Genomic DNA, 23601 nt, shown 5'->3' with positions numbered 1-23601 from the left:
CCGACCGGTCGGATGCATCGGAACGTTCAACTGCGTGTCGTCACGTCGTTCGAGTATGATCGACCTCGTTCTCGCGCGGATGACGCATCTTCTCGTCGCGGCGATCTGGGCCGGCAGCGTCTGTTACGTCGCGCTGTCGGTCGTCCCGGCCGCCCGCGACGGCGTGTTCACGACGACCGATCCGCTCTACACACTCTTGCGCACGCTCAAACGCATCTCCCGGGTAAGTTCGCTCGTTCTGTTGCTGACCGGTGGTCACCTTGCCGGCCGGATCTACACGAGTGAAAGTCTGGTCTCGACGACGAACGGTCAACTCGTGGTGCTCATGACGCTCCTCTGGCTCGTCCTGACCGCACTCGTCGAGATCGCCGCGAGTCGCTTCGAGACCGGCCTCGACGCGAAGCAACTTCGCGAACCGGCGCGTGACAGCCTCTTCCTGTTCCGCGCCGCAGCGCTCGTCTCGCTTGCGCTGTTACTCGTCGCCGGCGCGATCTCGGCGAACGCTGCCACGCTGCTCTAGGTGCGCGGTTGTGTCGCCAATACTGCCGTCGAGCCGGTGTCCTTCCTCCCACTGATCCTCTCACCAGTCCAGTGTCGATCTATCGTGAGCCGGTGGAATTTAACCTGATGATAGGAATATATTTTCTCCCGGCCTGATTCGAGATACCGCCGGCCCCGCCCGTTTTCGAGGCGCAACGCACCCGTTCTCACTTCTGAAATCTCCCGCGAAAGATACTTACCCGTTCGATTTCAGGTAGGTGCATGATGGGCCGTGGCAGGACACTCGGGTTGTCGGCGCTGGTCGTCGGCGCGGCAGCCCTCGTCGGATTCGCGCTTCAAGTTGGGCGAAGACGCCAGCGAGCACACGTCCAGGCCAGTATCGGAGCACGCATCGTCGAGGAGGTCCCGCAGGCAGCGACGGTCGTCGACAGTACGTCCCGTCGCCTCCAGGAGATTCCGGGCGCTACCCATGCGATCGAGCGTGCCGTCGCCAGCGACGACGACGCATCGTGGGCGGAAGTGACGTTCACCGACGAGAGCGCCTGGAGCGTCGTCGACACCCTTCGCGAGACGGTTCCGTACTACGACGGTGACGACGGCGAGTACAATGGGGTGTACGTTCGGTGGGGTGACCGAATCGTCGTGCTGGATGCGGTCGGCTGGGCCCGCCTCGAAGAGGCCGCTTACTGAGGCGCTCGTCGACTGGGGAAACCGCAACGCTCACGACAGCGGCGCATCGAGTGAGCGCCATGCAACTGGGACTGATTGGGCTCGGACGGATGGGCCAGATTGTCGCGGACCGTTGTCTCGACGCCGGTCACGACGTGGTCGCGTTCGATCTGGACGAAGACGCCGTCGCCGCGGCGGCCGACGCCGGTGCGGAGCCGGCCGACTCGGTGGCCGATCTGGCGACGCAGCTCGCGGCGACGGACGGACCCTCGTGCGTCTGGTTGATGGTGCCTGCAGGGCCAGCCGTCGACGCCGCGCTCGACGACCTGGAGTCGCACCTCGACGGCGACGACGTGGTCGTCGACGGTGGCAATTCGTACTACGAAGACTCCGTCCGGCGAGCCGAGGCCTGCCCCGCGGCCTACCTCGACTGTGGCACGTCCGGTGGCCCTGCCGGCGCCGAACTCGGCTTTTCGCTGATGGTCGGTGGGCCGGCGTGGGCGTACGAGGCGCTCGAACCCGTCTTCGACGCCGTCGCGACGGGACCCGACGGCCACGCGCGGATGGGGCCGTCGGGAGCGGGCCACTACGTCAAGATGGTCCACAACGGCGTCGAGTACGCACTCATGCAGGCCTACGGCGAAGGATTCGAACTGCTCCACGAGGGGCGATACGACCTGGACCTCGAAGCGGTCGCCGGCGTCTGGAACAACGGGGCGGTCATCCGCTCGTGGCTGCTCGAACTCTGTGAGGAGGCGTTCCGCGAGGAGGGAGCCGCGCTCGGTGACGTCGCCGATCGGATCGAGGGTGGTTCGACGGGGACGTGGACCGTGCAGGAGGGCCTCGAGCAGGAGGTTCCGGTCCCGCTGATCTACACGGCGCTCGCCGAGCGGTTCGGTTCCCGTGCGGACGACGGTCGGTTCTCCCGCAGACTCGCGAACCGGCTCCGCTACGGGTTCGGCCGTCACGAGGTCCAGCGTCGGTCCTGAATTGCGGCAGACTGTCCTGAATCGCGAACGACCGGTTCGGAACGCTACGTCCGGTCGGTCACTCGCGGACGCTCGTATTTCACAAAATTGATGGGCGGGCGACGGCAGTGTCCGGTACGTACGACCCGCCCCCGCTATCGGGGGTTCGGTACCCGCCTTCAGGTGGTCTCTCGACAGCCAGTCCGTCTCCTGCCGCCCGGTCTGCGCTCAACTGCGCCTGGTCGAGACGATCGCATCGCCTGCCGGCCACCGGACCCGGCTCGACCACCACCGCCGCCTCGCTGTGGGTACCCCCTGTGAGCCGATCGACGACTGCCCTCACGTGAGACGATGACCGACTCAGACGACTCCGACCCGACTGACGCTCCATCCGACCGTCCCGAGTCTCCGGACTCGAGTTCGGACGACGGTCGCCCGGCACCAGCCGACAGCCGACAGACTGGCCCGTCCGGCGAAGCGCCGGCGGACGCGGCAAACGGGGCCGCCGGTGAGACTGCCGGCCCGGACGCCGACGCTGGAGCCGGGGGTTCGGATCCGGCCTCGTCGTCGATCACCGAGGGGAGTCTCGTCAAGCCGCTCTTTCACCTCGCGTGGCCGATCGTCGTCATCCAGCTGTTGCAGGTCACCTACAACGTCGCCGACACGCTGTGGCTCGGTCGGCTCTCGACGGAGTCCGTCGGCGCGATCAGCCTGGCGTTTCCGCTGATCTTCCTCATGATCGCGATCGCCGGCGGCTTCACGACGGCCGGGGCGATTCTGGTCGCCCAGTACACGGGTGCCCGCGGGGAGCGATCGTCGGGACTCGTCGCGGGTCAGACGCTGTCGTTCGTCATGCTCCTCTCGGTCGTGATCGCGATCGTCGGGTACTTCTACACGCGCCCGGCGCTTTCGATCCTGCCGAGCGACCCGGACACCAAGGCGACGGTGATCCCACTGGCCGCCGATTACATGGAGGTCTTCTTCCTCGGGCTTCCGCTCGTCGGTGGGTTCTTCGTCTTCTCCGCGCTCATGCGAGGGTACGGCGACACCCGGACGCCGATGCTCGTGATGGTCGTCTCGGTCGTCGTCAACGTCGTCGCCGACCCGTTCTTGATCTTCGGGTTCGCCGACAACCCGCTGTTCGGGATGCTCGCCGGTGTCCCGGTGCTCGGGACGATCGACTTCCTCGCACTGGAAGCGACACTGTACGAGCTGACCGGTTTCACCGGCTGGGGGATCGAAGGGGCGGCGCTCGCGACCATCGGTGCGCGTGCCGTCGCGACGGCGGTCGGCGTCTACGTCCTCTTTGCCACCTCGCGCGGGCCCGATATCGAGACGAGCCACCTCGTCCCCGATCTCGACGTGATTCGTGACATCGTCCGACTGGGGACGCCCAGCATGGTCGAGCAGGCCATGTCGGCGATGGCGATGATCACGCTGACGGCGATGATCGTGACGTTTGCCCCACCGGTCGTGACGGCCTTCGGGCTCGGGAACCGGCTCATCTCACTCGTCTTCCTCCCGGCGATGGGGCTCGGCCGGGCCATCGACACGATGGTCGGGCAGAACCTGGGGGCAGATCGGGCCGACCGAGCGGCACGCGCCGTCACACTCGCCGCCTCGACCGGTGCCGGCGTGATGCTCCTCGTCGCGGTCGTCGCGCTGGCGTTTACGGAACCGATCGTCTCGGTGTTCATCGGCCCCGACGTGCAAGACGCCGCGATCGTGGAGGCCCTGGGTGTCGAGTACGTCCGTACCCGAACCGTCGAGTTCGCGTTTATCGGCGTCTCACAGGTAGTTCTCGGCGGGTTCCGCGGGGCAGGGAACACGAGGACCGCGATGGTCATCTCGATGCTCACCCTCTGGGTTGGTCGGGTCGTCAGCGTCTTCGTCCTCGCGTTCAACTGGTCGGTGACGGTTCCCGTCGTCGGGATCACGATCAGTGCGTTCGGCCTCGGCGCGACTGGCATCTGGATCGGGATGGCCCTCGGGAACGTCGTCGGCGCACTCGTCGGGGTCGCCTGGTTCAGCCGTGGCACGTGGCGAGAGAAGTACATCGACGACCCGGGAGAGCCGGACAGTGGGTCCGGACAGCCCGCAGCCGTCTCGGCCGGTGACGAATAGCAATAAGCTGTCCCGGGTGATCCACAACCCAACTGGCGACACGGTCCCGAAATCGAACATATTCGCCCCACTCCCACTGACCGGGAATCGCCCCCGCTTTTGAACGGGTTTCGATACCAACCTGTGACTGGAGAACCTATGCACGATGCTACAAACCGACGGACGGTGCTGAAGGCGACTGGTGCGTCGCTCGCGGCTGTGACCCTGGCAGGCTGTGGCAGTAGCGACAACGGGAACGGAGACGGCTCGGGTGGCGACGACAATACCGGCGGTGGCGACGAGTACGAGATCGAGCCCGGGACGGAGATCATGTTCGCCGGGCTGACGAGCCACTGGGAGGGTAACGCGCCGCCGGAGATCGAGGGCACGCAGAACCCGACGCTGGTGTTGACCGAGGGCGAGACGTACACGATCGGGTGGGACGAGGGCAACGGCGCGGGCCACAACATCGAACTGCGCGACGACAGCGGCTCGGTCGTCGACGGCCTGGAGACGGATCTCGCGATGGAACCGGGCGACGACCAGATCCTCGAGTTCGAGGCGACCAGCGAGATCACGACCTACCGCTGTCAGCCCCACTCGGGCATGGAAGGCTCCATCGTCGTCGAGTAAGCGACTGCGATAGATCGTCTTTTGTTCCGTTCCGTCACTGCGGTAGCACGTACGCTCCGAAGGCGGTGAGTCCGACCAGCCGTCCGTGACGAGGCCGATCGATACAGGTACCGAGCCGTGGCTCGAACGAGAGCGCATCGTCAGCGATCGCGGATTCGGACCAAGAATCGCGTTCATCACAAGGATCATACCTGTTCCCCACACAGTTTCGGCCACGGCAGTGATACCGTGACCGAAACACGCGAATACAGAGCCGACTATCCCGAGAAGACGCTGTACATTCCCGGCCCGACCGAGGTCCGCGAGGACGTCGCCGAGTCGATGTGCGAACCCATGTTCGGCCACCGCATGGATCGCATGACGGACCTCTATACGACGATCGTCGAGGACACGAAGGACTTCCTCGACACCGACAACGACGTGATCGTCCTCTCCGGGTCCGGGACGGCGTTCATGGAGAGTGCGATCCAGAACCTCGTCGACGAACACGTCCTCTGTACGACCTGCGGGAGTTTCTCGGAGCGACAGGCGAACGTCGCCGAGCGTCTCGGCAAATCGGTCGACACCCTCGAATACGAGTGGGGCAAGGCGGTCAAGCCCGAGGACGTTCGCGACCGACTCGAGGTGAGTGACACCGACTACGACGTCGTCACCTGCGTGATGAACGAGAGTTCGACCGGGGTCCGGAACCCGGTGGAGGCGATCGGCGACGTCGTGTCCGAGTACCCGGACACGTACTTCGTCGTCGACGCCGTCTCCTCGCTGGGCGGCGACGCCGTCGACATCGACGCCCACGGGATCGACGTCATCTTCACCTCCGTCCAGAAGGCTTTCGCCATGCCGCCCGGCCTCGCGGTCTGTGTCGTCAGCGACGACGCCTACGAACGCGAGGTCGCATCCGACTCGGCCGCGTGGTACGGTGGCTTCCAGCGCACGATCGACTACTACGACCGCAAGGGCCAGACCCACTCGACGCCGGCCATCCCGATCATGCTCGCCTACCACACACAGATGAAGCACATGCTGGACGAGGGCCACGACGCCCGCGACCAGCGCCACCGCGAGATGGCCGAGTACACCCGCGAGTGGGCCCGCGAGCACTTCGCACTGTTCCCCGAGGAAGGCTACGAATCCCAGACGGTGGCCTGTATCGAGAACACCCGGGGAATCGACGTCGCCGAGACGATCGAAACCGTCTCCGAGGAGTACGACATGGTCTTCTCCAACGGCTACGGGTCGCAACTCGGCGAGCAGACGTTTCGAATCGGCCACATGGGCGAACACGATGTCGAGAGCATCCGGGCGCTGACCGATGCGATCGAGGACGTGGCTGAACTATAGTCGAACTGAATCCGTCGTCAGATCACCCGGCGTAGGAACTCTCGCCGACGACCTGGACGAATTCGCCGCGGCCGGTCGCGGTCGACTCGTCGAATTCGGTGATTCGCACCCGAATCTGCACGTCGACGTGCTCCGGCCCGACGCCCTCGACGTAGAGACGGGTGTCGCCGATGTCCGCGACGCCCATGCCCGTGGATTCGGTGGGCGTCTCCGTGTCGTTCTCGGCTCCCGTCGCCGTGGCTGTATCCGCGGTCGAGCCATCGCCATCGCCGGCGTGCTCGTCGTAGCGATGGACGAAGACGTTTACCTCCGAGCCCACCGTGAGCGACGGCGTCGACGTCCGGAACGTCCATCCGGCGAGGTACTTTTCGAGGAAGCTCATACGCGCGACACCTCCGTGGACTCGCGGTCGATAGTGTACTCACGACCGAAGCCGGTGATCGCCGCGAGGACGAACACCGCCACGAGCAGCCAGCCGTGGAAGACGTAGGGGACGACGTCGATCGGATTGATGACCATCGCGTCGGTGAAGAAATCGAAGTCGGCGGGTAACTCCTGCATCGTCGTGAAGCCGACGAGGACGCCGCCGGACCACGGGAAGATGTAGCCGAGCGCGGACGTTTGTGCGTCCAAGATATTCGCCCGGCGGTAGCCGTTGATGTTGAACCGCTCGCCGACTTTGGAGATGTACGGCCCGATGGCGACCTCGGCGGCGGTGTTGATCGTGATCGTCGCGTTGATGAGCGCCGCCGAGCCGACCATCGTCAGCTCCGCGTTGCGCACGTTCGTCGCCAGACTGTCGAGCGACCAGTCGAGGACCGCCTGGAACGCCCCGCCGCGGATCATGATCTGGGCCGCCGCGATGATGAACAGGACGAGGATCGAGAGCGTGAAGAAGCCGGCCGCGCCCTCGACGAGGCTGCCGGTCACCTCGGCGCTCCTGTCCAGCTGGGGGTCGAATGTCTCGACGATCGGGAGTGGTTCCAGGAGCTCGGCTCCGGGCGCATTGTCGGGCGCCTCGAAGGTGAGCATCGTACCTGCGGACGCGAGTCCGAGGGTCAGGTTCGCGACGACGGCGACGACGATCCCCCAGGAGATCGCCTCGACGATGTGGCGACCCACGACCGCGGTGACGATCACCACCCCCATCGAGAGCAGGTGGACCAGCCCGACCGCGTTCGTCGCATCTCCCAGAATCGTCTCCGCGTTTCCGGCGATGTCCGCACCGCTCATCATCGACCCCGCGACCACGTACCCGATGAACGCGACGATCGCAGCGACGATCGCGTACTTGAACCGCGAGGCGACGACGCCGCCGATGTCCGAATCCTGCGTGACGGCGCTGACGATGGTCGTGTCGCTGACCGGTGCCAGATTGTCGCCGAAGATGGCCCCCGAGAGGATGGCGCCGAACAGCAGGACGGGGTTCGCCCCGAGGACGAGGCCCGCCGGGAAGAACAGCGAGACGAACGCGATCGTCGTCCCGTAGCCGGTGCCGATACCGGTCGCGAGCAGCGCCGCAAGGACGAACGTGATCGCGGGCACGAGCGTGCCCGTCACACCGGCCGCCTCGGCGAACCAGAGCAGGCCGCCCACGAACTGACCTGCCTGTAGCGTCTCCGCGAACATGCCCGCCCAGACCCAGGCGACGATCGCCGTCACCGCGACCGGCTGGGTCATCCCTTCGAAGATCGTGCTCGCGTAGCCGCGCCAGGAGCCTTTCACGAAGAACATCCCGGCGATCAGCCCGATGAGAATCCCGAGGACGAGCCCACGCTCGCTCGAGATCCGTAAGAATGCGGTCTGGAAGATCGCCCACACGATGAAGAAGAGGATCGGCACCGCGCTCATCCCACGACCGCCGTAGAACTCGATCTCTTCACCTCCGACCGAGTCGGAGAGTTCGTCCGGAAACGATTCACCCCCGTTGTCGCTCATATTACCACTCACGCGTGACTCACAACCGTGACTATTGATCATGTTCTACATATATTCTGTGCTGGTTTTCTGTCAGAATCGATGTTTTAGGCCGCTCCGACGCCAGTGCGGCGAATCCCGGGTAACCAGCGATGACTGATGGGACCGGCGAATTCGGATGCGCCCGGTTGACGCGCCATGTGATCCTCACCGCGAGCGAAGCGTGGTTCGGAGGTCGAAGGCCGAGAACCACGGACGGCGAACGGCAGGGCCGTGAGCCGAGCGAGCGGGCCGACGACCGACCGAGAAGCCGCGCGAAGCGCGGCTGGCGGGGAGGGAGGAGTGCTTTTCATCGAAGCTAAGCGGAAGCTTCGCTTCCGCGAGGTCCAAAAGAGCCTCCGGCTCTTTTGAGGATTTTTCCGAGAGCGCGGCTACGCCGCGCCCGTGGTTCGAAAGGCGCTTTGCGCCTTTCGTCATCACGAGAGAGCTCCGCTCTCTCGAACGACAGAGAAAAAGTTCGGGTTACTGAATATGGCCCTCGCGCCGGAGTTGATCGGCGTCGGCCTTCTCGTAGCGCCAGGTGATGTCGGCCTTCTCGTCCTGCCAGTCCCACGGCGAGACGAGGACGACGTCGTCCTCGCGGATCCAGATGCGCTTTTGCATCTTGCCCGGAATGCGGGCCGTTCGTTCCGTTCCGTCGGCACAGCGCACTTTGACCCGGTTCGCCCCCAGCATGTCCGTGACGGTCGCGAACACCTCGTCGTCGTCAGGCATTCGGAGGTTCTTCCGACCGCCCTCCTCGTCACTCATGGGCAGCGGTTCGTGTCGGAGGCGTTTAACTGTTAACGGTTGTTCCGAGCGTGGTGGGCGCCTTTCTGTGCCCGGGCCGTTGCCGATCGGAATCGAATCAGCGTCTTTATTCGTCAGGCCCGGCCACTCGGCGTATGATCGATAAGCTCGGAATGAGCGGACTGGCCGGAATCGTGCTGCTACTCGCTGGTCTCGGTTTCATCGGCCTGTACTACTGGCAAGTGGCGGTGGGCCTCGCACTGGTACTCGTCGGCATCGCGCTGATCGCGAAGGGACTCATCACCTCCGTGATGCAGTCGTTCGGAATGTTCTAAACCGGTTTTGCGAACCGCGGCCGTTCGGTCGGCGAGCTCGCGTCGCTCACGCCTCGTTGTCGCCCGCGCGATGCTCGCTGATGACGCGATCGACCATAGACGCCTTGCGTTCGCGCTTTCGTTCACGCGCTCTGGTGCGCCAGTCATCGATAGCCGCTTCGACGTCGTCTTCGCGGGCGACGGCGAGTTCGTCGACTTCCTGCATGGCGACGTCGTCCGCGGGGGCGACCGGAATCTCGGCGTCGAAGAGGATGCGATCGGCGACCTCGGAGAGGCCGCCCTTGGCTCGCAAGACGACGCGCGGGTCGTACTCGGCGAGTGCGGTCGCTGTGGATCGACCGGCGCCACTCGCGTCTCGGAGGAAGACGACGTCGTCGGGGGCCAGTCCGTAGGCTTCGTCGGCCTCGCGGATCGCGTCCCGAGTGAATTTCTCGATCACTTTGACGGGGACCAGCCCCGCCTTCTTCGCCGAGACGTCGGCGAAGTTCGAGTGATCGAGTTTCCAGAGCGCCTTCATCCGATCGACCTTGTCTTCGAGCGCCGCGGCCTCTTCGCGGGCGTCGTCACGCTCACGTTCGAGCTGATTCGCCCGCCGCTTCAGCCGGGTGACCTCGCGATCGGTCCGGACCTCTCTGCGGGCTTCGCTCCGTGCCGTCTCGAGGTCGGCTTCGAGCGAGTCGATGCGTTCGTCGCGCTCGGCTACCTGTCCTTCGAGCTCCGCGACGTGGTCCTGGAGGCGATCGACCTGGTTTTCGAGCTGGCGGATCCGTTTTTCCTCGGGCGTGAGTTCTCGCGGCTCGTGGGTCTCGTCAGGCTCTTCGGGTTCGGCGTCGTCCTGAAGGTCCGCCAGGACCGCCTCGACGGACTCCTCGCCGGCGACGACACGGTCGATGACGACGCCTCGATCGACGCCCGGTGGCACCTTCGCGGCGATCCGCTCGAACTGATCTTCGTGGGCGTCGGCGGCGAAGAGGGCGGCTGCCAGGGCGTCGCGCTGGTGATCGTCGTCGTAGGGGTGCTCGCGAGTGCGGTGTTGCTTCTCGTCGATCGCCAGATCGCGTTCGGGCGTCCAGGCGGCGGCGTCGAAGCTCCGCCGGAACGACTCGACCGTCTCGGGGATCGGCGTCACGTCTGCGGCGACGACGACCGGCCGGCCGCGCTCGACGATCCACTCGATCACGTCGGCGGTGTCGCTCGTTCGCGAACTCCAGACGTCGTGGACCTGCCCGTCGAGCGAGACGACGGCGACCGCGGTCGTCGTCCCGGGATCGATCCCCACCACGACGTACTCTAGGCGTTTGGCGAGCGGGCGGAACTCGATGCCGTCGCGGCGCTCACGCTCGATCTCGACGCGAACGTCGCCCGAACGCGCCGCCGAGACGGGAATGTCCTCGGGTCGGGCCTGGACGGTGAAGACGGCGTTGGCGAAGCCGCCGTAGGCCTCGCGGACCTCGCGCTCGTAGTCGATGTTCGCCTCGTCGAGTTCGGATTCGACCTCGCGAGCGCGCTTCTTGACGGAGCCGTGAATCCGTCGCGTATAGCGGTCCTCGCTCCAGCCGCCGCTGCCGGTCGAACGCCCGCGTGAGACCTTCACCTCGGTCGTGTCCGTAAAGGCGGAGACCTCCTGGCCGACGTTGTGCGCGGCGAGCCTGGCCGCGGCCTCGGCTTCCTGCATTGGATCGGACCCGTACGGAATCCCGTGGCGGCTGGCGACCCGGGAGAGGGGCTCCGGGCGCTCGTCGCCGGTCACCTGGACGAGCCTGGTCTCCGCCGGGAGCGAGCCCAGAAAGTGGATGAGGGCGTCCTTGTCCGCGGCGAGTTCGTACATGTTGTCGGTAGCCACGATCGCCGGTTCCCGACCGGCGATGAGTCGCCGTAGCTTCCGATGTGAGACCACGTCTCGCTCGACGCCGTCGTCGGTCAGCACCACGAGCGCGTAGGAGGCGTCACCCCGGACGTCCCCCTGGTGGACGTCGACGCCGAAGACGACCGAATCGAGCGCACTCGTTCGCGTGTGCACATCCGATGGTAGGGCCGGACCGCGTATAAATCCGACGCGGGTGCGGAAATCTGCCGGGAGCAACTGACAGTCCGTGTCTGGGTGACCCGTTCAGGCGTCCGGGTACGGAATCTCGATCTCGGTCCCGTCGTCGGGCAGGGAGACGTCGTCGGCGTCGCCCGAGAACGTCTCGCGGGCCTCCGCGAGGTGGGCGGCGGGATCGCCGGCGTATCGCGAGGAGAGGTGGACCAGCGCCAGCCGTTTCGCACTGGCCCGGTTGGCGATCTCGGCGGCCTGCCGGGCCGTCGAGTGGGCGGTGTCGGCGGCCCGCTCGGCGCGGTCGTCGGCGAAGGTCGCGTCGTGGATCAGCAGGTCCGGCTCGTCGGCGATCTCGACCGTCCGCGCCGTCGGGCGGGTGTCACCGGTGTAGACGAGACTGCGCCCTGGTCGCGGCTCGCCGACGACCTGTTCCGGTCTGACCACGGTCCCGTCGTCGAGCTCGACCGGCTCGCCCTCGTGGAGCTGCGAGAACTTCGGGCCGACCGGCACGCCGAGTTCCTCCGCGCGCTCGCGGTCGAATCGGCCCTTGCGCTCGTCTTCGACCAGTGCGTAGCCGACCGACCGGGTGTCGTGATCCGTCCGAAAGGCACGGACCTCGTACTCGTCGCCGCGGGAGACGACGTCGCCGTCGTCGACGTCCGCGATCTCGACGGGAAACGAGATGTGCGCATCGAGTGAAAACGCCAGTTCGCGTACCTGGCGGCGCGTCCCTCGTGGCACGTGAATCCGGAGTTTCCGCTCGCGGTCGTTGAAGTCCATCGTCTGCAAGAGACCCGGGATCCCGAGGACGTGATCGCCGTGAACGTGCGTGACGAACAGCTCGGAAATGTCGAAGCCGGTCCCATAGCGCATGAGTTGGCGCTGGGTTCCCTCGCCGGCGTCGAAGAGCAGCGAATCCCCTTCCCGGGCGACGAAGATCGAACACGGATTGCGGGCGACCGTCGGTATCGCCCCGCTGGTCCCGAGGAACGTCACGCGTAACGACATCAGTACGTGGTCGGATACAGGCGCCTAAACCCCCTTCGAAACCGCCCCGTCGTTTGGCACAGCCCGTCGATTTCGCCCCATTCGTCCACGATGGAAACAGCTATCGAAATTCGGGACGAAGCATGAGTAAAGTACGTCCAGCACGTAGGAATCCGTACGACACCACTACATGTCTCCGTCCACCTCGCTCGGTCGTCTCAAACTGGTTGTCGCCGTGTTGATCGCCATCGCCATCGTGGTGGGGGCCGGGCTGGTGGTCGGACAGGCTCCCGAACTCTTCGGCGCCGAGGTCGCGCAGGAGCCCGAAGCCTCACTCACGTTCGACTCGCAAGAATCCGACGGCCAGTCGGTCGTCGTCTCGTCCGTCTCACTCTCTGAGGGTGGGTTCGTCGTCGTGACCGACGAATCGGGAACCGTCGTGGGCGTGTCGGAGCACCTCTCAGAGGGGAGTCACGACAACGTCTCCGTCGAGGCGACTGCGGAGGCAGACGGCTCTCTCTATGGGAGCCTGACGGCAACCGCGCACATAGACAGTAGCGACGACGGCGAGTTCGACCCGCGAGACGAGGACGGTGAGAGTGACCGCCCCTACGTCGTCGACGGCTATCCCGTCTCCGAGACGGCGTCGGTGACGGCCGTCGAGCGCCCCGACGACGTCGAACGCTCGTTCGTCGTCACGTCACTGTCGGGTCCGTCGGAGGGCCGGACCAGCGAACCGGTCGAGTTCGTCGCGGAGATCCGTAATCCGACGGCGAACGAACTCCGCCAGCACGCCGAGTTCCGCGTCGACGGCGATCTCTACGAGCGAAAGGTGTTCTCACTCGCTGCGGACGAGACGCGCGAGGTCACCTACGAGGTCGGTCTGGCCGACATCGGCAATGGCTCGCACACCTACGGCGTCTACACCGAACGAAACGGGACGCTAGACGAAATCGACGTCGAGTACGACGGACCGGCCCACGTCACCGTCGAGAACGTCTCGACGTCGGAACTGGTCGTCGAGGCGGGCGTCCCCGAGGGCGGCTACGTCGCCGTCGAGGACGACAACGGCACGCGGCTGGCGACCAGCGATCGTCTCTCGCCAGGCGTCCACGCGGACGTCGAGCTCGACGTCGGCAACGTCACACCCGGTTCGAACCTGACGGCGATCGTCTACCGCGACGACCCCGCCGCGGGTGCGGAACCGGCCCCGTACGAACTCGGCGACAATCCGGTTCGGGCAACGGTACAGGTCCCGGAGGCCGAGACGGACTGAGTTCGTCGACCTGGCTCACCGCCGAGGTAGCACTCGATCGCGGTCCGAACGCGACGCCAACCGACCGATTCTTACGGTGGCTTCCCCTAGCCCGCATCGATGGACGCGCCGCTGTGGACCGAGGCGTACGCCCCCACGCTCGCGGAGCTCCCGCAGGACGACGCTCGCGAAACGCTGGGTCAGACCGTCGAAGAACCCCTGAACCTGATTCTACAGGGGCCGCCGGGAAGCGGCAAGACCGCATCCGCCCGGGCGCTGGCCCGCGAAACGCACGACAACCCGGATTCGGACCTGATCGAGATCAACGTCGCCGACTTCTTCGGCCGGACGAAGACGGAGATCAAAAACGATCCCCGCTTCGAGGGTTTCCTCGTCGGCCGCTCGGACATGTCCAAACGGGATATGATCAACCACGTCTTGAAGGAGTCGGCGAGCTACGCGCCCGTCGCCGGCGACCACAAGACGCTCTTGCTCGACAACGCCGAAGCCGTCCGCGAGGACTTCCAGCAGGCGCTGCGCCGGATCATGGAGCAACATCACCGGACGACTCGCTTCATCGTCACGACACGCCAGCCGACGAAGCTGATCCCGCCGATCCGCTCGCGGTGTTTCCCCGTGACGATGCGGGCGCCGACGAGCGAGGAGATCGTCTCGGTGCTCGAACCGATCGTCGAGGCCGAGGGCGTCGAGTACGACGCCGACGGGCTGGAGTTCGTCGCCGGCTACGCCGGCGGGAACCTCCGCGAGGCGATCCTCGCGGCCCAGACGACCGCCGTCGACGCCGGCGAGATCACGATGAGCGCGGCCTACGAGGTCCTCGGAGAGGTCGGGCTCGACGACGAGATCGACGGGATGTTAGACGACGCCGAGGCCGGCGCGTTCACGGACGCCCGGAAGACGCTCGACGACCTCCTCGTCGACGAAGGGCTGGACGGCCAGGAAGTGCTCGACGCGATCCTCGAACAGGGTCGCAAGCGCTACCAGGGCGAGCGCCTCGCCGAACTTCATCGCCTGGTAGCAGACATCGAGTTCGACATGCAGGAAGGAACCAGCGATCGGATTCACGTCTCGCACCTGCTGGCGGAACTCGGTCGGAAAGCCTGACGATCCTGGAGGCGGGTTGTAGAGTTTTACATCGCGAACAGCGGTGCCACCGTCGACCGGTACGGACGGGACACCAGCCACTCGCTGGCATGTGCGGCGCCAGCATCGTCCTGGTTGGCCATGTTCGGCGCCATTCTATTACCCCGACCGGACGTGGGTCCGGTATGCCGACGCTTCTCGAGACCCGCATTCGGAATCGATTTCGGGTCGAACCGCACCACGCGAACAGCCTGGGGACGCTCCACGGCGGCAATTTGATGCGGTGGCTCGACGAGGTGGGGACGATGGCGGCGACGCGCTTCGCCGGCGAGCCCTGCGTCACGGCTGGCGTGACCGAGCTCGCCTTCGAGCGCCCGCTTCACGTCGGTGACACGGCCCTGATCGAGGCCTACGTCTTCGACGCCGGCGAGACGAGCGCCGAGGTCGCACTCCGGGCCTGGCGCGAGAACCCGCGGACGGGCGACACCGAACGAACGACGGCCTCATCGTTCACGTTCGTCGCGATCGACGAGTCGGGGAAGACCGTCTCCGTCCCCGATCTCGACGTCGAAACCGACGAGGGAGCAACGCTACGCGAGCGGGCGCGCTCGAGATAACAGTCGTTCTCGAATGTCGTCTCGAACCGCGCGCTTTTCTTGGATCGATTCCGCTCAGAATCTCGGTCTCCGGGCCCAATTCGTCGCGTTCGCTGATCCTCGTCAGTCGAGGCTGTAGTCCTCGAGCGAGTGGTAGTGTTTCCACGCGCCGATGACCTCGTCGGTGTCAAACTCGAGCGTGCCGTCGACGAGCTCGAGGGTCACCGTGTCTTCTTCGATCTCCGTGTCGTGGAGGTGCAGTTCGATCTGGGCGTCGAAGTCCGAGACGTTGACCATCAGCTCGCCGTTCTCCTGGAGTCGCTCGCGTAGTGTTTCTGCTTCCATTGCGTCCGCATATTGGCGAACGAACCAAAAAAAGCCACACCGGGTCCCCGGAACGCGAGAACGGGCATTTACTCTCACGAGGGAGCGTCTGCGGGGCCGAGTACCAGCACGTACCGCGTCAGCGAGCGGTGGACGCGGCGTTCGAAGGCCGCCTCGATCGTCCAGCCGGCCGCGCGCGCCTCCGTGGCCCACGACCGATCCGCGACGAGGACCGCCCGATCGGCGACGCGACGCGACTCCGAGAGCGCACCCGACACCAGATCCGAGAGCCGATGGGTCTCGATCTTCGACTGGCGGCCGTAGGGCGCGTCGAAGACGACGGCGTCGACAGCGTCGTCGGGAAGCGGGAGTTGGGTCCCGTCGCCGCGCGCGACGAACCAGTCGCCGCGCTCGACGCCGACCGGTGACGGCGCCTCGCGGTCGAGGAAATGCGTCAAGTTCTCGCGCGCGCCCCGAACCATCTTCGACTGGGCGTCGGTCCCGATCACGTCGGCGCCGAGCAGGCCCCCTTCCACGAGGACGCCGCCGGTGCCACACATCGGATCGAGGATCGTCGTCCCCGGTCGCGCGCCGGCGAGATTCGAGATCGCGCGTGCGAGCAACGAATCCATGCTCCCCGGCTGGAAGAACGGCTTGTCCGTCGGTCGACGCTCGCCGAAGTCGCGAACGCTCTCGGCGGCGAGCCAGCCGAGCGCGCAGACGGATTCGGATTCAGTTGGCGCGTCCGTGTCGTCTTCCCGTGTCGCTGTTTCGCCCGCTGCGCCCGGTCCGTTTTCTCGCGCGTCCGCCGCGTCGGCTGCGATCGCTCCCGTCGAGAACGCCACGCGAAGCTCGTGGTCCGGCGTCTCGAGATCGACGTCGAAGCCGCGATCGACCAGTACCTGTCCGAGCGCCCGCTCGGCCGCGGCGGTGTCGACGCCCGTCGTCCCCTTCACGTCCGTCGCGCGGACGGCGACGCTTCCCTCGCGGTCGAGAGGTGCCGCCTCAAGCAACGCGCGAGCGCTCGCCGGGTCGGCGTCGGTGTGTCCGACGAGTTCGCTCGCCCGGTGCGTGTAGGCGAGCCCACGAATTCGTTCGGGGACGATGGTGGACGCCACCGCGAGCCCCGGTGCGAGTGGCTCGACGTCGACGGCGGCGCTTCGGGCTTCCTGGGCCGCGAACGCGTCGTCTTCGCCGCCGAGTTCGAGCAGGTACACACACGAGCGTGACGGTGCGCGCGCTATGAGCGTACCGCTTTCCCCGAGCACACCCTCGATTCACCAGTTTCGACGCCGCTTCGGAACCCGCCGAAACCGCCGCGATAGCGGCTGTCGGTCCGATCCTCGCTTTTCGAATTCGGTCGCCAACGCTGACTAATCAGTGGGCGGTACCAACCTTTATAAAGGTTAAATACGTCTTTTTAAGCGACCAATGACGGATCCGAAGGACACCATCAACATCGAGAACGTGGTGGCGTCGACCGGTATCGGGCAGGAACTCGACCTCCAGAGCGTCGCGATGGACCTCGAGGGGGCCGACTACGACCCCGAGCAGTTCCCCGGTCTCGTCTACCGCACCCAGAATCCCAAGTCCGCTGCACTCATCTTCCGCTCCGGGAAGATCGTCTGCACCGGCGCCAAGAGCACCGACGACGTCCACGAGAGTCTGCGCATCGTCTTCGACAAGCTGCGCGAACTCCAGATTCAGGTCAACGAGGACCCCGAAATCGTCGTCCAGAACATCGTCACCTCGGCCGACCTCGGGCGCAACCTCAACCTGAACGCGATCGCGATCGGGCTGGGCCTCGAGAACATCGAGTACGAACCCGAGCAGTTCCCCGGCCTCGTCTACCGCCTCGACGAGCCAGAAGTCGTCGCGCTGCTGTTCGGCTCCGGCAAGCTCGTCATCACCGGCGGGAAGCGACCCGTCGACGCCGAACACGCCGTCGACAAGATCGTCTCCCGGCTCGAGGACCTCGGCCTGCTCGAGTAGGCCCCTCGACGGTCGGCACAGTGCGCCCGAGATCCTTCTCTTCCGCTCGACACTGCTGGCCGCTGGGTCTCGGCTGGCCTCACCCCTCGTCCGGTTACCGTGAGAACACCGTTCTCACGAGCCTTCGCGGGTGAACCGAGTCAGAGACTTGCAAACGTGGGCCGGCCGGGAATTGAACCACGCCCAGACGTTCCTGCTCGCTTCGCTGTGCGGGCTGCGACTGGTCTCATTCAATTCCCATTGTAACGCATTTGCTCGTCACCGTCGTTCCTCGCAAAAGTGCGCCGGCCGGGAATTGAACCACCTGAAGACGGTCGCTCACGCTGTTCGCGCTGCGTCTCCCGTACTTCAATTCCCTCGATAGCGCATCCGCTCCTCACATTCGTTCGTCGCAGGATGCGCCGGCCGGGAATTGAACCCGGGCTATTAGCTTGGGAAGCTAATGTCCTACCACTGGACCACCGGCGCACACGTCACTTCGTTCCTCGTGCCCCGAGGTTTGCAAATCCGACGGATTCGCTCACCACCGGCGCGCTCCCACGTCGACGTATGGCGGTCATCCCTCTTGAACGAACCGCTTCCGCGACGATCGGTCCGGCGGCGTGACCGTCAGGCTACCTGTCGACTGCGAACACCATTGATGCTGCGCGTTGGAGACGGGGTCATGCGTCGTAGAGACTATCTCTCCTGTATCGGTGCTGTGGGGATCGGCGGCGCCGGCGCGGTCGGCTCGGACCGCGCCGGGGCACCTCCGTTGCAGTCGATCGAACGGGTGGGTTCGTCGGAGGAGGTCACCGTGACACCGGACTCGGCGATGTTGTTCGAGGTCGCCGTCTCGGACGATATCGACCCGGCCGACGTCGATTGGGAACTCGGTGACCTGTCCGGCGGTCCCCTCCTCGACCTGTCGTACGCGACCGGAAACGCCACCAGGTCTGCCCGGTTCGAGGAACCAGGCTCGTACACGATACGCGCCAGTCACGACGGGACAACCGTCGAATGGGCAGTGACGGCGGCCGAAGACGGCCGCGACCCCCCGCGGATCGACTCGCTGTCGACGAGGCCCGGCCCCGACGAGACGATCGGCGTCGCCGATTCCGTGGAGATCGTCGCGGACGCGCTCGACGACGCGGGCGACCTGGAGCGCCTCGTCTGGGTCGAGGGACGAAACTACACCGTCGTCGACATCCACGAGATCGAGGGCGAATCGGACACGACGACGCTCTCGATTGACGAGGCACCCCACTGGATCCAGTACGGGTATCCGACCGTGGCGTACCCCATCTGTGCGGATGGTCGACTCGGCGAGGGGGCCACCAGCGACGGGCCATCCGTCCGCCAGCCGTTCGCGCTCGAACTCGTCGAGACCAACGCCCCTGTGGCCGCCGGCGACCGATTCACGGCGACGGTCTCGGTCGCGAACGTCGGCGACATGATGATGGTCGGACCGAACACGCAGGACATCCGCCTCGTCGTCGGCGACGAGGTGGTCGACAGCCAGTCAGTAACGCTGGACTGGAACGAGTCGACGACGATCGAACTCGGCTACGCGACCTACCCCGTCGAGCGGGACGTCACGTTCCCGATCCGTGTGGCGTGTGCGGACGATGCGGTGACCCGGGAGATTCACGTGACGGCCAACGATGGCGCCGACGATTGATCGCTCATCATTTCGCTCGTGTGTCCGGGCCACCAGCGTTGCGTTCCACCTTAGTCCCGGTGTTCGGAGCGAAACAAGAGTACCAAATTCGGCGGTGGGTACCCTTCACTGCTGTACCGAGGTGAGTGGACGGCGGCTCCGGTCCACCTCGGATCACGTGACGTCCTGAGCCGTTGCTTGACGAATGTGGCTGAACCCACCGTAACTTGAACGTTCACTGTCGAATTACCGAGATCCGGTTCCTTATCGGTCATTCGTCCACGGATTTCGCACTGACCGAGGCTATTTGGTCGCTGCCGGGTAATGAGCGGCCATGATCGATCTTCGATTCGCCGCGGACGAACTCGAGACGTGGCGCGAACACATCGTCGATTTCGTTCGCGATCAGGTCGACGCCGCGGGCGTCGACGGCGCCGTCCTCGGCCTCTCCGGTGGGATCGACAGCACACTGACCGCGTACCTGGCGACGGAGGCACTGGGATCCGAGAACGTCCACGGGCTCGTCTTGCCCGCCCGCGTCAGCGCCGACGAGCACATGAGCGACGCCGAACGCGTCGCCCAGGACCTGGAGCTGCCCTACGACGTCTTCGAAGTCGAACCCGTCGTGGACGACCTTCTCTCGGCCTATCCCGAAGCCGAGGGCGACCATCGGGCGGTCGGCAACGCTCGCGCTCGCGTGCGAGCGGTGTTCAACTACCTCGTCGCAAACCACGAGAATCGGCTGGTGTTGGGTACCGGCAATCGCAGTGAGGCCGCCGTCGGCTACTTCACCAAGTACGGCGACGGCGCCGTCGACTGCCACCCGATCGGGAACCTCTACAAGGCCCAGGTGCGCCAGCTCGCCAGTCACGTCGGCGTCCCGGACGATCTCGTCGAGAAGACCCCGACCGCCGAACTCTGGGCCGGCCAGACAGACGAGGAAGAACTAGGACTCACCTACGACACGCTCGACGCCATCCTGGCGACCCACGTCGACGGCCCCCTCTCGATCGCGGCGACGGCGCGCGAGCTCGACGTCGACGAAGAGACGGTCGAACACGTTCGCGCGCTGTACGAAGCGAACGAACACAAGCGATCGGCGCCGCCGGCACCCAGGCCGATCGAGTGAGACGATTGTCGGATACCTGGAACGCCAGGGAGAAGCAGGCTCACGTCTTCGCCGTCACTCGCGAAGCGCTCGAACGTCGTCCCGGTGGCGCTCGACGGACTCGCCGAACGCAACTGCTTCTCGCTGTTCTTGCGTGGAGAGAGTGTCACGATCTCGAATGCGGTCGGCGAGGATCGCCATCGTCTCCAGCGGATTCTCGGCCAGCGTCGTCGCGACCGCCATCGGATCGTCGACGATGCGGCTGACCAACCCCATCCGGCGGGCCGTCTCGGCGTCGATCGTTCGCCCGGACAGCGCGAGATCCATGGCGTTTCCGTCGCCGACGATGCGTGGGAGTCGGACGGTTCCGCCCCAGGCGCCGAAGAGACCGAAGGTGACGCCGGGTTCGCCGAACGTCGAGCGCGGTGTCGCCACTCGGAGGTCACAGGCCAGCGCGAGCTCGAGGCCGCCGCCCATCGCCGGGCCGTCGATCGCGGCGACGACGGGCGTCTCGCAGTCTTCGATCGTCCGCGCGACGCGCTGGCCCAACCGGGCGAAGTCCGCGCCCGTCTCGCGGTCGAGTTCGGCGACCGCGTCGAGATCCGCACCGGCGCAGAACGCCTCGCCGGCTCCCTGGAGGGCGACGACGGCGACGGCCTCGCGTTCGTCGGCCGCTTCGATGGTGCTCGCGAGGTCCTCAAGCCCCGCGGGTGTGAGCGCGTTGCGCGCCGTCGGTCGGTTCAGGACGACCCGCACCACCCCCGTATCGGCTTCGGCAGTTTCGATCATACGTCGATCCTGTGGGCACTTTCCAAAGGTCTTTGCGTCCGCCGGCGCAACGGCTGGATGATGGATCGGGTCGCCCGGTGCCGACGAACTGTCCGCGAGGCGGTGGCCGACGTGTCGCCACCGCCCCTGCGACGTCGGCTTTACGACGAGATCGACGCGAACGCGCTCACGCCTGCCGTTCTCACGGTCGAGAGTGCGCTCGCGGCCGATCCGAGCACCGACCCCGCAGCCGTCCGTGAACTCGCCGCGGGCACCCAACTGATCTACGACGGACTGGCGCTCACCCGTGAGCTGGCCCACGAGACGCCGTGGTCCGACGCCGAGGTCGACGCTGGCGTCGATACCCACGCAGGCGACGATGCCGATACCCACGCGGACACCGATGTCACTGCCGAAGCGGATGCCGACGCGGACCTCGCGATCGTCGCCGCCGACGTTCTCGTCGCTCGCGGCTTCTCGCTCCTGTCACGTACCGACGCCGCCGATCGCGCCGTCGAGACGATCCAGGCGTTCGGTCGCGACCAGACGACTCGTCGCGACGCCGCCGACCCCGACGCGATCGACGCCCGCCTCGAACGCGACGTCCTCGAGCTGGCCGTCGAGACAGGCGCCGCGGCCGTCGCCAAACCCCCGTCACCGGCGCTTTCCGACCTCGCGGCCACCCTCGCCGATCGAGCCGACACCACGTTCCCGCCCGCAGAGCGCTGGCTGCACGCGAGCGACGCCACGACGGTCGACGGCCTCGCCAGCGACGGCGGCGCCGCGGATCACGTCACCGAAGGCATCGAGTAGTCCGGGGACGTACTCGCTGGATTAGTCGCTCACGAGTGTGACCAAACCACACGACGCCGCGGCGCTCGGGATCGAAACGGATTTACCTACCTCCAAGCAACACTGACTTGCGCGCCTGGGTAGCTTAGCGGTAAAGCGCGTCCTTGGTAAGGACGAGAGCGCGGGTTCAAATCCCGCCTCAGGCTTGGGACGACGAGCCGGCCACGTTCTTCTTACAATAACATCCTTTCTAGAAAAATTGTCCTCCCAGGGGACCGACTCCATGGAGTCCATACCCGAAAGACGGGCCGAGAATGGTAAATTTGTGAGGGTGTTTGCGGCGATTCGATCCCCTCGCCGCGAGCCGCCACGGTGATGGCGACGGTGGCGGTGAGCGCGAACGAAAAGGCGGCGGAACGACCGATCAGGCGTCGTACGGCCAGTCGCCGATGATCTTCATCCCTTCGGCGAGGTTCGCGTCTTCCAGGTCGTCGGCGATGGAACTCGACTCGCGGTGTCCGACCGCGAACCCGTCGTCGGCGAGCGAGACGGCGAGTTCCGTGAGGATGATCGCCTGTTCGCGGTGGTTTCGCCGGTCGAGTTTCTCGAACGTGTCGGCGAAGGTGTGGCCCCAGCCGCGGCCGCTGTCGCCCGTCTCGCTCATCATCATGTAGCCGGGGACGCCCCACTGGACGTACGGCCAGTGGTCGCTGTGGGGCTGGGGCGTGGGATCGACCGAGGCCGGGTGGGAAAATTGCTCGCAGACGTCCTCGGCCAGGTCGGCCAGTTCGTCGAACCCGTTCGGATAGACCGCGAGATTCCGGCCTCTGGTGACGCCGTCGCTGTTGAGGATCGCCTTCACCGTGTCGTGGTCACGCCGCTCGGCGTCGACCGACGACCCGACGAGGCCGATCTCCTCGGAGCCGAACGCGACGAACTCCACCCGGGTGTCGAGTTCGTCGTCGCGCGTGGCGAGCGCCCTGGCGATCTCGACGACCATCGCCGTGCCGGCGGCGTTGTCCATCGCCCCCTCGGCGATGTCGTGGGCGTCGACGTGACTCGTCACGAGGACGCGCTCGTCGGTGTCGGGCCCGAGTTCGGCGTGGACGTTCTGACTCGTCGCGTCGTGGATGTCGGCCTCGACGGCGACGGTCACCGCTGTCCCGTCGAATCGACGAGCGAGCCGCGAACCGACTTCCGAACTGATCCCGAGCGCCGGAACGTCGCCGATGGGGTCCGCTGGTGTCCCGACGCTTCCGGTCGGCGGCAAGCAACCCTCGACGTGATTCCGGTAGAGGAAGGCGGCGGCGCCCGCCTCGACGGCGTGATAGTACTTCTCCCGACGGTGGATGTACCGGTCGAACGAGTCGGGGACGTCGCTCCGCGCCATCGCCACCTTCCCGTCGAGGTCGGCGTTCGCGAAGTCCTCGGGACGGCCGTAGCCGACGTCGACGAGTTCCGCGGTCACCGTGCCGGACGGACTCCGGGGGAGGGCGATACAGTCCTGTTCGATTCCATCCGCTTCCACCGTGCTCGATCCACGCGTCCAGCCCTGGATGTCGAACGCCTCGATTCGGGCGTTTCGCGCTCCCACCGCCTCGAGTGCGTCCCGGGTCAGTTCGGCGCCCTCGCGCTCACCCTCGCTCCCCGCCATCCGATTGCCGATGTCGACCAAGTCTTCCAGCAACGACCAGCCGGCGTCACTCGTGTAGGTCTCCGCGATCCACGCTGTCATGTGTGAG

23 protein-coding genes and 2 tRNA genes are annotated in these 23601 nt (G+C 66.0%); 15 read left to right on the top strand and 10 right to left on the bottom strand.

Translation table 11 applies throughout. From position 1 onward, the window contains the following. The first annotated feature begins 55 nt into the window (after positions 1 to 55). From HALRU_RS02605 to HALRU_RS02580, 6 genes are all read left to right on the top strand, one after another. The gene (locus HALRU_RS02605) at positions 56 to 520 is read left to right on the top strand and encodes a hypothetical protein (RefSeq protein ID WP_015299856.1); all 465 of its coding nucleotides are present in this window, start codon (positions 56 to 58) and stop codon (positions 518 to 520) included. A gap of 242 nt (positions 521 to 762) precedes the next feature. After that, positions 763 to 1191, top strand: a complete 429-nt coding sequence (locus HALRU_RS02600) for a hypothetical protein (protein WP_015299855.1) — start codon at positions 763 to 765, stop codon at positions 1189 to 1191. Positions 1192 to 1250: 59 nt separating this feature from the next. Then, on the top strand, positions 1251 to 2159 hold the full coding sequence (gene gnd, locus HALRU_RS02595; RefSeq protein ID WP_015299854.1) for a phosphogluconate dehydrogenase (NAD(+)-dependent, decarboxylating): 909 nt from the start codon (positions 1251 to 1253) through the stop codon (positions 2157 to 2159). A gap of 330 nt (positions 2160 to 2489) precedes the next feature. Beyond that, complete coding sequence (locus HALRU_RS02590) at positions 2490 to 4262, top strand: MATE family efflux transporter (RefSeq protein WP_015299853.1); 1773 nt, start codon at positions 2490 to 2492, stop codon at positions 4260 to 4262. 138 nt (positions 4263 to 4400) lie between these two features. Beyond that, entirely contained in the window at positions 4401 to 4874 is a 474-nt protein-coding gene (locus HALRU_RS02585) for a plastocyanin/azurin family copper-binding protein (RefSeq protein WP_015299852.1), read from the top strand. Positions 4875 to 5102: 228 nt separating this feature from the next. Continuing rightward, on the top strand, positions 5103 to 6215 hold the full coding sequence (locus HALRU_RS02580) for a pyridoxal-phosphate-dependent aminotransferase family protein (protein WP_015299851.1): 1113 nt from the start codon (positions 5103 to 5105) through the stop codon (positions 6213 to 6215). 22 nt (positions 6216 to 6237) lie between these two features. Here HALRU_RS02580 and HALRU_RS02575 read toward each other — a convergent pair whose 3' ends face one another. The 3 genes from HALRU_RS02575 to eif1A form a co-directional block, all read right to left on the bottom strand. Continuing rightward, positions 6238 to 6597: a DUF7513 family protein gene (locus HALRU_RS02575; RefSeq protein ID WP_015299850.1), complete on the bottom strand. Its 360-nt coding sequence runs from the start codon at positions 6595 to 6597 to the stop codon at positions 6238 to 6240. Next, a complete protein-coding gene (locus HALRU_RS02570; protein WP_015299849.1) occupies positions 6594 to 8153 on the bottom strand; it encodes a Na+/H+ antiporter NhaC family protein in 1560 nt (519 codons plus the stop codon). Before HALRU_RS02570 ends, HALRU_RS02575 begins: the two co-directional genes overlap by 4 nt. Before the next feature lie 501 nt (positions 8154 to 8654). Next, a complete protein-coding gene (gene eif1A, locus HALRU_RS02565) occupies positions 8655 to 8942 on the bottom strand; it encodes a translation initiation factor eIF-1A (protein WP_007699716.1) in 288 nt (95 codons plus the stop codon). Between the two features lie 134 nt (positions 8943 to 9076). Here eif1A and HALRU_RS02560 point away from each other — a divergent pair, with 134 nt between their 5' ends. Beyond that, on the top strand, positions 9077 to 9256 hold the full coding sequence (locus HALRU_RS02560; protein WP_015299848.1) for a DUF7470 family protein: 180 nt from the start codon (positions 9077 to 9079) through the stop codon (positions 9254 to 9256). Between the two features lie 46 nt (positions 9257 to 9302). Here the strand turns inward: HALRU_RS02560 and HALRU_RS02555 are convergent, their stop codons facing one another. Both HALRU_RS02555 and rnz read right to left on the bottom strand, forming a co-directional pair. Further along, the gene (locus HALRU_RS02555; protein ID WP_015299847.1) at positions 9303 to 11276 is read right to left on the bottom strand and encodes a DUF460 domain-containing protein; all 1974 of its coding nucleotides are present in this window, start codon (positions 11274 to 11276) and stop codon (positions 9303 to 9305) included. Positions 11277 to 11366: 90 nt separating this feature from the next. Beyond that, on the bottom strand, positions 11367 to 12302 hold the full coding sequence (gene rnz, locus HALRU_RS02550; RefSeq protein WP_015299846.1) for a ribonuclease Z: 936 nt from the start codon (positions 12300 to 12302) through the stop codon (positions 11367 to 11369). 169 nt (positions 12303 to 12471) lie between these two features. Here rnz and HALRU_RS02545 point away from each other — a divergent pair, with 169 nt between their 5' ends. The 3 genes from HALRU_RS02545 (at position 12472) to HALRU_RS02535 (ending at position 15257) form a co-directional block, all read left to right on the top strand. Continuing rightward, the gene (locus HALRU_RS02545; protein ID WP_015299845.1) at positions 12472 to 13557 is read left to right on the top strand and encodes a DUF7282 domain-containing protein; all 1086 of its coding nucleotides are present in this window, start codon (positions 12472 to 12474) and stop codon (positions 13555 to 13557) included. Between the two features lie 99 nt (positions 13558 to 13656). Then, the gene (locus HALRU_RS02540) at positions 13657 to 14661 is read left to right on the top strand and encodes an AAA family ATPase (RefSeq protein ID WP_015299844.1); all 1005 of its coding nucleotides are present in this window, start codon (positions 13657 to 13659) and stop codon (positions 14659 to 14661) included. Positions 14662 to 14825: 164 nt separating this feature from the next. Then, positions 14826 to 15257, top strand: coding sequence for an acyl-CoA thioesterase (locus tag HALRU_RS02535; protein ID WP_015299843.1), 432 nt, complete (start codon positions 14826 to 14828; stop codon positions 15255 to 15257). Positions 15258 to 15359: 102 nt separating this feature from the next. Here the strand turns inward: HALRU_RS02535 and HALRU_RS02530 are convergent, their stop codons facing one another. Next, complete coding sequence (locus HALRU_RS02530; protein WP_015299842.1) at positions 15360 to 15581, bottom strand: hypothetical protein; 222 nt, start codon at positions 15579 to 15581, stop codon at positions 15360 to 15362. Positions 15582 to 15655: 74 nt separating this feature from the next. Further along, positions 15656 to 16777 carry a methyltransferase domain-containing protein gene (locus tag HALRU_RS02525; RefSeq protein ID WP_015299841.1) on the bottom strand — a complete coding sequence of 374 codons (1122 nt, stop codon included), beginning with the start codon at positions 16775 to 16777 and terminating at the stop codon, positions 15656 to 15658. Between the two features lie 214 nt (positions 16778 to 16991). Here HALRU_RS02525 and HALRU_RS02520 point away from each other — a divergent pair, with 214 nt between their 5' ends. Beyond that, positions 16992 to 17552: a TATA-box-binding protein gene (locus tag HALRU_RS02520; protein WP_007699688.1), complete on the top strand. Its 561-nt coding sequence runs from the start codon at positions 16992 to 16994 to the stop codon at positions 17550 to 17552. A 397-nt stretch (positions 17553 to 17949) separates the two neighbouring features. Here HALRU_RS02520 and HALRU_RS02515 read toward each other — a convergent pair. Beyond that, positions 17950 to 18020, bottom strand: a tRNA-Gly gene (locus tag HALRU_RS02515). A 196-nt stretch (positions 18021 to 18216) separates the two neighbouring features. On the opposite strand from HALRU_RS02515, the gene HALRU_RS02510 reads away from it, so the two are divergent. Both HALRU_RS02510 and HALRU_RS02505 read left to right on the top strand, forming a co-directional pair. Next, entirely contained in the window at positions 18217 to 19212 is a 996-nt protein-coding gene (locus HALRU_RS02510) for a hypothetical protein (protein ID WP_015299840.1), read from the top strand. A 313-nt stretch (positions 19213 to 19525) separates the two neighbouring features. Next, positions 19526 to 20320: an NAD+ synthase gene (locus HALRU_RS02505; protein ID WP_015299839.1), complete on the top strand. Its 795-nt coding sequence runs from the start codon at positions 19526 to 19528 to the stop codon at positions 20318 to 20320. 54 nt (positions 20321 to 20374) lie between these two features. On the opposite strand, the gene HALRU_RS02500 is transcribed toward HALRU_RS02505, so the two are convergent. Continuing rightward, complete coding sequence (locus tag HALRU_RS02500; RefSeq protein WP_015299838.1) at positions 20375 to 21088, bottom strand: enoyl-CoA hydratase/isomerase family protein; 714 nt, start codon at positions 21086 to 21088, stop codon at positions 20375 to 20377. A 60-nt stretch (positions 21089 to 21148) separates the two neighbouring features. Between HALRU_RS02500 and HALRU_RS02495 the strand changes: the two genes are divergently transcribed. Beyond that, positions 21149 to 21880, top strand: a complete 732-nt coding sequence (locus tag HALRU_RS02495) for a DUF7114 family protein (protein WP_015299837.1) — start codon at positions 21149 to 21151, stop codon at positions 21878 to 21880. A gap of 113 nt (positions 21881 to 21993) precedes the next feature. Continuing rightward, a tRNA-Thr gene (locus HALRU_RS02490) sits at positions 21994 to 22065 on the top strand. A 218-nt stretch (positions 22066 to 22283) separates the two neighbouring features. On the opposite strand, the gene HALRU_RS02485 is transcribed toward HALRU_RS02490, so the two are convergent. After that, positions 22284 to 23594 (bottom strand): M28 family peptidase, encoded by a 1311-nt coding sequence (locus HALRU_RS02485; protein ID WP_015299836.1) that lies wholly within the window; start codon positions 23592 to 23594, stop codon positions 22284 to 22286. Positions 23595 to 23601 lie beyond the last annotated feature (7 nt).

It is taken from the genome of Halovivax ruber XH-70, from assembly GCF_000328525.1.
In the GTDB taxonomy this organism is placed as follows: Archaea; Halobacteriota; Halobacteria; order Halobacteriales; family Natrialbaceae; genus Halovivax; species Halovivax ruber.
This window is presented reverse-complemented; position numbering and strand designations above follow the sequence as displayed.